Source organism: Pseudomonas sp. CFSAN084952, from assembly GCF_009648855.1.
In the GTDB taxonomy this organism is placed as follows: Bacteria; Pseudomonadota; Gammaproteobacteria; order Pseudomonadales; family Pseudomonadaceae; genus Aquipseudomonas; species Aquipseudomonas paracarnis.
In genome coordinates, this window is the sequence record NZ_CP045767.1 from 1,918,466 (window position 1) to 1,931,683 (window position 13,218).

Genomic DNA, 13,218 nt, shown 5'->3' on the forward strand with positions numbered 1-13,218 from the left:
ATGCCTGGGCCATTTTATTTTTGATCATCCTGGTGGTGGGAACCGCCGTGTTCTGGGTTAGCCACCAGTAAAGCAGCGGGTTGATTGAACCTCGATTGAATATCTAATTGCCACTATCATGGCGCTCTATGTTCAAGGTTCAGACAACCATGTTGAAGGTTCTGATGGCGTGTGTGTGGTTGCTGGGGTCGGCGTACGGGGCAATCGCCCAGGCTGCGTCGGTGGTGTTTCTCAACCCTGGCCGGTCTTCGGAAACCTTCTGGGTCAGTTATGCGCAATTCATGCAGGCCGGCGCCAAGGACCTCGGCCTGGATTTGCGTGTGCGCTATTCCGAGCGTGACAACCAAGTCACCCTGGCCCATGCGCGAGAGGCATTGCTGGGCACTGAACGACCTGATTACCTGGTGCTGGTGAATGAGCAATACGTTGCCCCGCAAATCATGCGCATGGCCCAGGGCAGCGGGGTGAAATTACTGATCGTCAACAACGCCCTGACGCCCGACCAGACGCAGCTCTTGGACGCCTACCACGACACCCGGTTGATCGGCAGCATGGTCGCGGACGACGAGCAGGCCGGCTACCTGATGTTGACCGACTTGTTGCGCCAACACGGGCCGATCGCTTCTGGCGCAACGCTGGACCTGCTGGCATTTTCCGGTGCCAAGACCACACCGGCGGCGCAGTTGCGTGAACAGGGCCTGCGCCGCGCCCTGGCCGAACATCCGCAAGTGCGCCTGCGCCAGTTGGTCTACGGTGAATGGAACCGCCAGCGCGCCTACGAACAAGCCACGCAGATGCTCAAGCGCTATCCACAATCGGCCCTGGTGTGGTCGGCCAATGATGAGATGGCATTGGGCGCCATGCAGGCCCTGCAAGACAGCGGTCGGGTACCGGGCAAGGATGTGTTGTTCAGTGCGGTCAACAGTTCGCCGCAGATCCTTGCAGCACGCCTGGACGGGCGCCTGAGTACGCTGGTGGCGGGGCACTTCACCCTGGGCGGCTGGGCAATGGTGTTGATCCATGATGAGGCCAAGGGTGTCGATATCGGCGCCCGTGGCGGTCGCAACCGCCAGCAAGCGTTGTTCCAGTTGATCGACTCCGCCCAGGCACGCCGGCTATCGGGCCCCCTGCCATCGGTGGATTTTCGCGCATTGTCAGCGGTGGGCAAGCCCGCATCCTACCGTTACCCATTCAGCCTGCAACTGTTGCTGCGTTAAACCCCGGCCAGGTGCAGCACCAGCTTGACGATGCCAAACAGGGTCAAGGCAAACACCGCCGTGAACACAATACCCAGGATCACGAAATGGCTAGGCTTGCCGTGGGTAAAATCGCGGGCGCGGTTCTTGCCGCTTTGCACACCAAAAGCCGCCGCCATCACGCTGTGCAGCATCTGCCAGAAGGTCGGCGGCTTGTTATCGATTGGGTCGTCCATACAGCCCTCGTCAACGGGGTCATCGTACAGAGCATAGACAATCGGTTACGGCTTATCTTGGGCTGAGCACCTCCAGACCCAGGAATAGCTGTTGGTCCAGCGGCGGCTTGATCTCGGCTTTCTCCAGGTTGACCACGGCCCGGTTGTCGGCACGTGCCCGCTCGATCAGGTCCTTGCGGGTATACAGCCGTTCAGCTTTGGTTTTCAGATGCCCGAAGTCAGGGCTGGCAGGCGGCTTGTCGGCCGTCGCGTAGTGGAAGTGGGCGTACCACAGCACGGCGTCCTCACCTTGTTTGCCTTCCCTGATTTTGCTTTTATCGCGTATCGCATACTCGGTCAGGTAGTCCCCCGCTTTTAACGGGACACGGCTGCGGACCAGGTTGATGTCGACAAAACCGTGTCGCCATAAATAGGCCACATGGGCTGCCCTGGGGCGCTGCAACTTGTAACCGAGGCTGCATGCCTCGCGTGCTTGCCGGGTGGCGGCGGCGGCCTCTTCCTGGTAACGGTCGATCAGCTCGGTGGCACGGGCGTCTGTGGCATGGTCGCGCTTGAGTTCTTCAGCCAGGGTTGTGAATTTTTGCGCATGTTGCGTTAGCATGACATCCCATTCATGGGGGGCCAGGCTTTCCAGTCGGCTGGGGTCGTTGAGTTTGCGTTGTTGAAAATGAATACTGCGATCAATTCCCGCGCGCTCGTCTTTGACCGTTTGTGCCTGTGCCTCTATTGCCCTCAGTGGGCGCTTAAGCGCCACCTCAGCAGGCGGTGCGGCGCGGGCTGGCTCTACGACATTCCAGAACCCCTCACTGGCGTGTTCAAGGTAGGTGGCGAGCGTCTTGCCGGTCAGCGGGTCTTTGATATCGACGAAATTGCCTGGCGCATCCGGCTGGCCGGCACGCAAGTCTCCTACCAGGGTCCTCCTGTCGCGGGTGGTGATGACTCTGCGACTCGAGGCTTTGAGTCGCGTGGCGCTGTCGGGGGGCGTGACAGGGGCAAAACCCTCCTCGACCAGAATCGAATGGGCCAGTTGGGTTTCAAGGCTGGTGCGGGCTTGGGCCAGATGTTGCAGGAAGGGCTCGCGGTATTCTTCGCGAATAAACCCTGAACCCATTTCAGTCAATGAGTTGACGGCGTTTTCCAATTGCTCGTAGCGCTCCAGGACACTCTTGAGTACATCGATCTGTTCCAGGGTCGAGTAGCCGCTGGTCGTCATCATTTCCGTATGCGCCGACAGGCTGGTTGCCGTGCGTGGGTCGGTCAGTTCACTGACGAAAGGATACTCCGCCAACTCCCTTGAGCTATGCGCACGGTTTAATACCAAGTCGATAAACACCAGCAGCGCATGTTGCTTGATGATCACGGAATGGATGTTTTGATCGGTGGGCCTGTCTTGCAGTAAAAACTGACGCGTTGCCGGGGTAGCTTCCTTGAGCAGTGTCTCGATTTTTTCTGCGGGCTCGATCATGTGTTCGAGCGCCTGGACCTGGCGTTTCTGCAGGTTGATGTAGTCGTCGTAGGCGTCGGTGATGTCATTGGGCAACTCCTGCTTAGTGCGCGCATTCAGTTCGTCATAACTTTCGCCGCGCTCGGTCTCAAGGGTGTCTGACATTCGTTGGGAGAGAGACTCATAAAGCCCGCCCCAGAAGCTGTAAAGGGTTTTGATGGCCCTGTCCCGCGCGCGCTCGTGGGCCGGGTCAGTCCTGTCCAGGCTCATCAGCTCGTTGGCCTTGGCCTGGATTTTTTTCATCAGTTCGACAACGGGTAGCCCGTGTCGGCGCTGGTTGTCCAGGGCAATATCCCACTGGATCCTGGCCTGTGCGGTTGCAATGCGGCGTTGCTCATGACGCTTGACCACTTCGGCGTGCAGTTTCGGAATGCTCTTGGAACTGGCCAGCAGCAACCAATCCTTGCGCAGGTTCTTACTCTGTTCGACCAGATTGGTACGGGCGATCGTCAGGGCTCTTTCAGAGGTAAAAGAGGCACCCATCAAGGAAAACATCGTGGCGTTGAGCGCAGTGAGCTCTGAATTCAGAGTCCGCAGGCGTTCGGCACGTTCCTTTTGCCAGGTACTCAATCGGTCACGGGGCATGCCGCCGTTGAGCCTCGCGTGGCGGTCAAGGCGCCAATGTCCTTGGCCGTCGCTTATCAGCCTGAAGCCTGGATGTTGAGGATGTTTGGGGTGCACCAGGTAGACCTCGCCGAACCCCGGTGTCACGCTGACTTGGAACAGCAGCCCGCCAAGGCTGGCGTGCCAGACGCCGTCAATGCGGTAGAGGCCCTTGAGTGCACCGCTCGCTTGCGGGGCCGGCAGTGACGAGGGCCAGGGCACCTGAATATCGAGCATCGCTCTGAGCCGTTCACTGGCTTGAGGGCTGGCCAGGGACCGGCTGAAGTCCAGCACCGTATCACCCGTCGCCGGCGGCTCACCGGGCAGCGACACCACGCCCTCGCGTATCGCTGGCAGTTGTTCCGCTTCCGGCATGCCCGGGGCACGGCGCCAGGCTGCCAGTCGCAAACCACGGGCCTCTGTATCAGCTTCCAGTAACGGCCTGCCAGACGCGGATGCGCCATGCAGCAACACCATGGCGGTATTGAGCAGCAGATCGATCAATGCCGATTCACGCGTAATCGGGTCCGTGCTGTCCAACCCCGCCAGATCCTGCTCCAGGCTGGCGACCAGCACCAGGAACCAGTCCGCCAACATGGCTGGGCCGCGTACCAGCGGCAGCAACAAGGTGTTGAACAGCAACCACGCACCTTCCATCAAGACGGCCCAGCGGCTTTCGGTGTTGGAGACTGATTCACGGTCCGCCAAATCGACCAGCGCCCGCGCTGTACTGCCGAACAGATGATTAAGCAGTTGGCCGTTGACCTGCGATTGCAGCCATTCACCGGCACCCTCATCAACCGCCAGGGTCGCCGGGGCGGGTTTCTCGGCCAGGCTGTATTCATCGCCGGGCAGGAAACGAATGATGTGCGGTTCCTTGATACCGCCGTGGGCATAGATGGGGCGGGCTTTCTCCGATAACCAGTCCAGCACGCTGTTTTGCAACTCGCCTGGCTGGGCAATGGCCTCCAACAGCGCCTGGCGGCTGGGGTATTGATGCAGGGCGTCGGCATACAACGGTCGATACAGCAAATGTGGGCCCGCACTGATATCGCGTGGCTCGATGATGAAAATATTGCTGGCTTGATCCGGCGCAGCCCCGGTCTTGCGGCACAGGGCCAGCGGGCGCAAGACGATTTCCTGGCCATCAACCACTCTGTCGGCGGGCATTTGCGCCATCAGCGCCTGGACGTACCGATAACCGGTGACGGTCATGCCGTGTTGCTGGCGGATCTTGTATTCCAGTGCCTGCATCGGCAGATGAACCTTGAGTTCACGAGTAAACAGCGACTCCCTGCGCTGGGCATCGGCGGTGTCGGATAACAACAGCTCTTTGAGAGCGTCAGGGTAGGTAGTGCCAATATCAACGCGCTGGATCAGGCCGCTGCTGCCCAACAGGTAATCTTCGTTCAACCAGCCTGGCAACGGTGTTGTCGTGCTGGAGGATAGCTTCAGCGTGCCAGAGGGCTTGCCAGCGAGGTTCTTCAGAGCCAGGTCCGTCAGCGACATGCGCACATGCTCGACAATTCCGGCTCCCCCTGGATAACCGGCGGCCACAGTGAAATCCAACAGCACGGCATCGGGGTCGACGTCGCCGTGATCAGCCTGCATCTGCTTGCGTAGCGCGGCCCGGCTGAACGTGTGGATGTTTTCAATGCCTTCGTTGAACGCGCGGCCCTGGTTTTTTTGCAGCACCTGCGCCATGTCCTGCAGATGGCGATGGTAGGCAAATCGATCAGCGCTGCTGGCTTGTGCGAGCCATGCCGGCAGTCGCTGGCTCACGGCATCGAGCCGTTCGGCGGCGGCGATCGGGACGTCGTTGAAATAGCGTGCCGGATCGGTGATTTTCTCCAGGTGCTGCTCAATGGTTTTTTCGTCTTGACCCTGGAAAGACAGGGTCTCCAGGTCTTCCAGGTGTGTATTGAGGATCAGCCCCGCCTGTTGCTCAAACACATTGGCGACCGGCTCGTTGCGCCGCCAGGTCAGGCTGTCGCATCGGAACTGCTCCTGCATCTTCGCGCCCCAGGCCTGGCTGAACGCCGCCAGTGAGTCGAACGCGTCGATCTTGCCGGCCACGCTGTACAGCAGCAGCTGTTTTTCACGTACCAGCAGCAGATCTGGGGTGAGTACGCGCACGGTTTCGCCGGCGTCGGCGAGCGTGGTTTCTATGAAATACACATAGGTGGCCGGTGAGGAGCGGGGCAGGCGCTCACGTTGTGCCGGCCAGGCGGAGACCACCGCCAACATGTCACGCTGCGTGTCGGTCAGGGTTGAAGGACCCGCCGCCGCGGCGGTCATCCGACCGTTGAGGAACTCGCTGAGCCACTGCCAGCGACTGTTGCCATGCTCGTCAACCTGGCTCCAGTAGTCGGCCAGTTCATGCTGCATGTACAGATAAAGCGAGGCTGGCAGCTCGTCGATGATCTGTGCGATGACTTGCATGTCGAGACCCGGCAGGCCCTCGGGCTTGATCACTTCGGGTGGCGTCTGGGTGAGGAAGTAGGGACGCTCGCGCACGGAGTGCAGGTCAAGCGTCCGCGGGTTCAGCACATGGGCGATAGCCACTTCCATCAATGCAGGATAGGCGTAACCGCCGGATGGCTGAGGGCTTGCCAGTTTGACCGTCTGCCAGTCCAGCTTCAACGACGGGTAGCGTTCCAGAATACGCTCGCGCAGGGCGTTCAACAGCACTGAATACAAGGCTGGGCGGGTGGCGAAACGCGCATGTACGGCCTGGGCGGGTAATTGGCGAAAGGCCAGGGTTGACGCGGGGGTAATGGGTTCGGGCATGACGAAATCCGTTTCCTGTGTAAAACCGGTTGTTCTGAGCTGCCGGCCCAGCGGACCGGGAATCGGTCCGGCACAGGAAATCGCATTTGGTCATTGCGGGTGCGGTAGGTGATTACCGCGAGCCTATCAGTTGGGGTGCTAACGACCCTGCACCGTATATATTCACCACCGAGCAGCGTCTGGAGGGTGATGTTCTGTCATTCCCAATCACAGGAATGACCGAATGTCTGATCTACCCACCCAGCGCTTCGTTGACAAGCAACCGGCAGCGACTTCAGGTTATGTGCGGGAATGAGCCTGATGAAAATCAGGCTGACAGGCTGTGTGTATTTTGCCATTGGCGACAAGTACAGCGACCACCGCAGGACCTGGCCGTCCCCAGGCGGCAGTTATGGCAACAACTGGCCGATGAGCCGGGGCATGAGCGGTTTTTCCATTTGCTCGAACCACTGCACGATACCGAGGCGTACCGGTATGCGACGGCTGATCAAGGGCCAGCGTTTGCTGGGGCTGTCCCGACAATTGTTAAGGAGGTGCAGGCATTACAGGCAACTGTCACCGTAGCGCCACGGCCCGGTCCGGCATCGCCGCAACCGGGGCCGTCGACACGGCGGTAACGAGCCGGGCAGGCCTTCAGTTGTCGTAACCCAGGTTCGGCGCCAGCCAGCGCTCTGTCACGCTCAGGTCCTGGCCTTTGCGTGCGGTGTAGCTGGTCACCTGATCCTTGTCGACTTTGCCCACCGCAAAATACTGCGCCTGTGGGTGGGCAAAGTACCAGCCACTGACCGCCGCCGCCGGGAACATCGCGTAGTGCTCGGTCAGGAATACGCCGCTGCGCCCGGCGTGCATTTCACGCGCCTCTGGGTCCAGTAGTTGAAACAGCTGGGCCTTTTCCGTGTGGTCCGGGCACGCCGGGTAGCCGGGGGCAGGGCGTATGCCGCTGTACTGCTCCTTGATCAGTGCTTCGTTGTCCAGTTGCTCGTCCTTGGCATAACCCCAGTGCTCTTTACGCACTTGCTGGTGCAGCCATTCGGCGCAGGCTTCGGCGAGACGGTCGGCGAGGGCCTTGACCATGATCGAGTTGTAGTCATCGCCGGCGTCCTGGTAAGCCTTGGCCACTTCTTCGGCACCGATGCCGGCGGTGGTGATGAAACCACCGATATAGTCGGTCACGCCGCTGTCCTTGGGCGCGACGAAGTCGGCCAGGGAAAAGTTCGGCTTGCCGTCGGTCTTGATGATTTGCTGGCGCAAGTGATGCAGTTTGGCGATGGGCTGGCCGTCGTCACCGTAGACTTCCAGATCATCGTCCTGCACCTGGTTGGTCGGCCAGAAACCGAACACCGCACGGGCGCTGATGAGTTTTTCGTCGATCAACTTCTTGAGCATTTCCTGGGCATCGGCATACAGCGCGGTTGCCGCTTCACCCACCACTTCATCGGTGAGGATGCGCGGGAACTTGCCGGCCAGGTCCCAGGAGATGAAGAACGGCGTCCAGTCGATGTATTCGGCGAGGACGTTGAGGTCGATATTGTCCAGCACCTTGGCGCCGGTAAAGGTCGGTTTGACCGGGGTGTAGCTGCTCCAGTCGAACTGCGGCTTCTTGGCGATGGCCGCCGGGTAGCTCAGGCGCTCGGTGCGTGCACTACGGTTGGAGGTGCGCTCACGTACGTCGATGTATTCCAGACGGGTCTTTTCGACGAAGCCGGCCTTCAACTCCTTGGACAGCAACTGGGTGGCCACGCCCACGGCGCGGGAGGCGTCGGTGACGTAGATCACCGCGTCGTTGCTGTACTTGGGCTCGATCTTCACCGCCGTGTGCGCCTTGGAGGTGGTGGCGCCCCCGATCATCAGCGGCAGGTGGAAATCCTGGCGCTGCATCTCGCGGGCCACATGCACCATTTCATCCAGAGACGGCGTGATCAGGCCGGACAGACCGATGATGTCGCACTTCTGCTCCTTGGCCACCTGCAGGATCTTCTCCGCCGGTACCATCACCCCCAGGTCGACGATGTCATAGCCGTTGCAACCCAGCACCACGCCGACAATGTTCTTGCCGATGTCATGCACGTCGCCCTTGACCGTGGCCATCAGGATCTTGCCCTTGGCTTCAGGCTTGTCGCCTTTTTCCAGCTCGATGAACGGGATCAAGTGGGCCACCGCCTGCTTCATCACCCGGGCGGATTTCACCACTTGGGGCAGGAACATCTTACCGGCGCCGAACAGGTCGCCGACGATGTTCATGCCGGACATCAGCGGACCTTCGATCACTTCGATCGGGCGCGCAAACGACAGGCGCGATTCTTCGGTGTCTTCGACAATGTGCGTGGTGATGCCCTTGACCAGCGCGTGTTCCAGACGTTTGTTGACCTCCCAGCCACGCCATTCCTCGGTCTCGGCTTCCTTGACGCTGCCGTCGCCCTTGTACTTGTCGGCAATCGCCAGCAGGGCGTCGGTGCCGTCTGGCGTACGGTTGAGTACCACGTCTTCGACGGCGTCACGCAGCTCGGCGGGGATCTGGTCGTAGATCTCCAACTGGCCGGCGTTGACGATACCCATGGTCAGGCCCGCACGGATCGCATGCAGCAGGAACACCGAGTGGATCGCTTCGCGCACCGGGTTGTTGCCCCGGAACGAGAAAGACACGTTGGACACGCCACCGGAGGTCAGCGCGTAGGGCAACTCATCACGGATATAGGCACAGGCGTTGATGAAATCGACGGCATAGTTGTTGTGCTCTTCGATACCGGTGGCGACCGCGAAGATGTTCGGGTCGAAGATGATGTCTTCCGGCGGGAAACCGACATCATTGACCAGGATGTCGTAAGAGCGTTTGCAGATTTCTTTCTTGCGCGCTTCGGTGTCGGCCTGGCCGGCTTCGTCGAACGCCATCACCACCACCGCCGCGCCGTAGCGCTTGCACAGCTTGGCGTGGTGAATGAACTGCTCTACGCCTTCCTTCATGCTGATGGAGTTGACGATGCCCTTGCCCTGGATGCACTTGAGCCCGGCTTCGATCACTTCCCACTTGGAAGAGTCGATCATGATCGGTACGCGGGAGATGTCTGGCTCACCGGCGATCAGATTGAGGAAGGTCACCATGGCCTTCTTCGAATCCAGCATGCCCTCGTCCATGTTGATATCGATCACCTGGGCGCCGGCTTCCACCTGCTGCAGGGCGACTTCCAGGGCTTCGGTGTAGTTGTCTTCGCGAATCAGGCGGGCGAATTTGGCCGAGCCTGTGATGTTGGTACGTTCGCCGACGTTGACGAACAACGAATTGCGGTCGATGGTGAACGGCTCCAGGCCCGACAGGCGGCAGGCCTTGGGAATGTCCGGGATCGGGCGCGGCGCGTAACCGGCCACGGCCTTGGCGATGGCTTCGATATGCCCCGGCGTGGTGCCGCAGCAACCGCCGACGATGTTCAGGAAGCCGCTTTGGGCGAATTCTTCGATGACCTTGGCGGTTTCTGACGGCAGTTCGTCGTACTCGCCGAATTCGTTGGGTAGGCCAGCATTAGGGTGCGCCGAAACGTGGGTGTTGGCCTTGTTCGACAACTCCTCCAGGTAGGGGCGCAGTTCACTGGCGCCAAGGGCGCAGTTCAAACCGACCGAGATCGGCTTGGCGTGTGCCACGGAGTTCCAGAACGCTTCGGTGGTCTGGCCCGACAGGGTTCGGCCGGAGGCGTCGGTGATGGTGCCGGAGATCATGATCGGCAGTTCCACGCCCAGTTCCTCGAACACCCCTTGCACGGCGAAGATCGCGGCCTTGGCGTTAAGGGTGTCGAAGATGGTTTCGATCAGGATCAGGTCGGCGCCGCCTTCGATCAGGCCCTTGGTGGCTTCGGTGTAGTTTTCCACCAGCTCATCGAAGGTCACGTTGCGGTAGCCGGGGTTGTTGACGTCTGGCGACAGCGAGCAGGTGCGGCTGGTCGGGCCCAGTACACCGGCGACAAAACGCGGCTTGGCCGGGTTCTCGTGGGTTTTGGCGTCGGCCACCTTGCGCGCCAGGCGTGCGCCTTCCACGTTCAGTTCATAGGCCAGTTCTTCCATGCCGTAATCGGCCATGGAGATTCGCGTGGCGTTGAAGGTGTTGGTTTCAAGGATGTCGGCGCCGGCGTCCAGGTAGGCTTTTTCAATGCCGCCGATCACGTCCGGGCGGGTCAGCACCAGCAGGTCGTTGTTGCCCTTGACGTCGCTTGGCCAATCGGCGAAGCGTTTGCCACGGTAGTCCTGCTCCTCGAGTTTATAGCTCTGGATCATCGTGCCCATGCCACCATCAAGGATCAGGATGCGTTCCTTGAGGGCTTGGTGAAGGGCTTGCAGGCGAGCGCTACGATCGGGCATGGGACTACTCTGGTCAGGCATTACGGAGGGCGTGAATCATAGCAAACCTGTGCCGATTTGGAGCATGTCCGGGTTGTGCATGAATATCGCTCATGTTGCTGGCGGTCATGGCCCGGTAGAATCACCGCCATTTCACAGACCGCACGCCTTGAATCGGGACCCGATACATGTCACTTCGTTTGATCGTCAGCGCCGTCCTGGCCTTGATAGCCAGTACTGCGCAGGCAGAGGGTCCCGCTTCGGCGATCTCCTACACCCGCGATATCCAACCGATCTTCACCGAGAAATGCGTGGCCTGCCACGCCTGCTACGACTCCGCCTGCCAGCTCAACTTGGGGAGCGCCGAGGGCGCCGCACGCGGTGCAAGCAAAATGCCGGTGTATGACGGCGAGCGCGGCCAGGCCACGCCAACTACGCGGTTGTTTTATGACGCATTCGGGAAGCAGGCGTGGCAGCAAAAGGGCTTCTATTCGGTGCTGGATGCCCAGGGCAGGCAGGCTGCGCTGATGGCGCGCATGCTGGAGCTGGGGCACAACGCGCCGCTGGCGCCCAATGCCAAGCTGCCCGACAACATTGTGCTGGGGCTCAACCGCGAAAATATGTGCGCAACGCCCGGCGAGTTCAGTGCCTATGCCGGCGCTCACCCCAAGGAAGGTATGCCGCTGGCGGTCACCGGCCTGACCGATCAGCAATACCAGACTTTGCAACGCTGGCTGGCCTCCGGCGCGCCGATTGACGAGCAGGGCCTGGCGCCGAGTGCCAGGGAAGCGTTGCAAGTGCAACAGTGGGAAAACCTGTTCAACCAGCCGGGCGCCCGGGAAAGCCTGGTGGCGCGCTGGCTGTTCGAGCATTTGTTCCTGGCGCATATCTATTTCGAGAACGGCGAGCCGGGGCATTACTTCCAGTGGGTGCGTTCGCGTACGCCCAGTGGCCAGCCGATTGACCTGATCGCCACACGTCGCCCCAACGACGACCCAGGCACCCAGGTGTACTACCGCCTGTGGCCAGTGCAGGGCGTGATCGTGCATAAAACCCACATCACTTACCCCTTCAGCGCGGCGAAGATGGCGCGGATCAAGGCGTTGTTCTACGGCGGCGACTGGCAGGTCACGGCCTTGCCAGGCTACGGCCCCGGCAGCCGCGCCAACCCGTTCGCGACATTCGAAGCCATCCCGGCTAAAGCGCGCTACCAATTCATGCTCGATAACGCTGAGTACTTCGTGCGTACCTTCATTCGCGGGCCGGTGTGCCGTGGGCAGATCGCCACGGACGTGATCCGCGATAACTTCTGGACGCTGTTCCAGGACCCCGACCACGATCTGTACATCACCGATGCGCGTTATCGCGGCCAGGCCACGCCGTTGCTGGCCATGCCCGGGCAGAATGACGACGTGGGCAGTGTGCTGAGCCTGTGGCTGGCCTATCGTGACAAGCGCAACCAATACGAAGCCTTGCGCCGTGACAACTATGCAGACCTGCCGGCGCCGAGCTGGTCGACATTGTGGGCGGGCAATGACAACGCCTTGTTGAGCATTTTCCGCCATTTCGACAGCGCCTCGGTGACCAAGGGCCTGATTGGCGAGGTTCCGCAGACGATGTGGCTGTTCGACTACCCACTGCTGGAACGCACCTATTACCAGCTAGCGGTGAATTTCGATGTGTTTGGCAACGTCTCGCACCAGGCCCAGACCCGCCTGTATTTCGACCTGATCCGCAACGGCGCCGAGCAGAACTTCCTGCGCCTGATGCCCGCCGACACCCGCGAAGACTTCCTGGACGACTGGTACCAGAACAGCGGCAAGCTCAAGCTGTGGCTGGACTACGAAGCGATTGACGATGACAAGGCCAGTGGTTTGCACCTGAGCAAGAAGGACCCCAAGCGTGACTTCGCCAACCAGTTGCTGACCCGCTACGGCCATTTGAACGCCAGCCCCGACCCGATCAACCGCTGCAGCGGCGCGTTCTGCTCCCGCGACGGCATTGACCCGGCCTTGCAGGATGCCGAGCAAGCCCTGAGCCGCCTGACCTCGCGGCCGGCGGCGGGGCTCAAGGTGATCGAGCAATTGCCCGAAGCCACCATGCTGCGCATCGAAACCGCCAGCGGCAAGCGCGAGGTCTACAGCCTGCTGCGCAACCGTGCCCACAGTAACGTGGCGTTCCTGCTGGGTGAGGCATATCGCTATCAGCCGGGGCTGGACACGGTGACGATCTACCCAGGCGTGCTCAGCAGCTACCCGAACTTCATGTTCAATATCCCGGCCCGGCAAGTGCCTGAGTTTGTCGCGCAGATGGAGCAGGCCAAGGACGCCAAGAGCTTCGAGAGAATCGTCGACCGCTGGGGTGTGCGCCGCAGTCACCCGCTGTTCTGGCAGTACTTCCATGACTTGTCGCGGTACATTCACGAAACCACGCCGGTGGAAGAGGGCGTATTGGACATGAACCGCTATGAGAACCTATAACTGCTCGCGTTGCGCTGGGCCATCGAGCACAGGGCAATGATAGCGGTGTGCATCGCCGTCATTGCGCTGGGCGTATTGGCCAGTTA

The 13,218-nt window shown here is 60.7% G+C and carries 5 protein-coding genes; 2 read left to right on the forward strand and 3 right to left on the reverse strand.

Translation table 11 applies throughout. The features are described 5' to 3' along the window. Positions 1 to 149 precede the first annotated feature (149 nt). Positions 150 to 1,217: an ABC transporter substrate-binding protein gene (locus tag GH769_RS08815; RefSeq protein ID WP_014718268.1), complete on the forward strand. Its 1,068-nt coding sequence runs from the start codon at positions 150 to 152 to the stop codon at positions 1,215 to 1,217. Here the strand turns inward: GH769_RS08815 and GH769_RS08820 are convergent. The 3 genes from GH769_RS08820 to metH all read right to left on the reverse strand — a co-directional run bounded on the left by GH769_RS08820 (position 1,214) and on the right by metH (position 10,673). Next, positions 1,214 to 1,432 carry a DUF2970 domain-containing protein gene (locus tag GH769_RS08820; protein ID WP_014718269.1) on the reverse strand — a complete coding sequence of 73 codons (219 nt, stop codon included), beginning with the start codon at positions 1,430 to 1,432 and terminating at the stop codon, positions 1,214 to 1,216. The two genes, GH769_RS08815 and GH769_RS08820, sit on opposite strands and share 4 nt — an antisense overlap. 52 nt (positions 1,433 to 1,484) lie before the next feature. After that, positions 1,485 to 6,329, reverse strand: coding sequence for a dermonecrotic toxin domain-containing protein (locus GH769_RS08825; protein ID WP_032903544.1), 4,845 nt, complete (start codon positions 6,327 to 6,329; stop codon positions 1,485 to 1,487). Positions 6,330 to 6,962: 633 nt separating this feature from the next. Next, the gene (gene metH / locus GH769_RS08830) at positions 6,963 to 10,673 is read right to left on the reverse strand and encodes a methionine synthase (RefSeq protein WP_032903545.1); all 3,711 of its coding nucleotides are present in this window, start codon (positions 10,671 to 10,673) and stop codon (positions 6,963 to 6,965) included. A 167-nt stretch (positions 10,674 to 10,840) separates the two neighbouring features. Between metH and GH769_RS08835 the strand changes: the two genes are divergently transcribed. Then, positions 10,841 to 13,132: a fatty acid cis/trans isomerase gene (locus tag GH769_RS08835; protein WP_032903546.1), complete on the forward strand. Its 2,292-nt coding sequence runs from the start codon at positions 10,841 to 10,843 to the stop codon at positions 13,130 to 13,132. Positions 13,133 to 13,218: the final 86 nt, after the last annotated feature.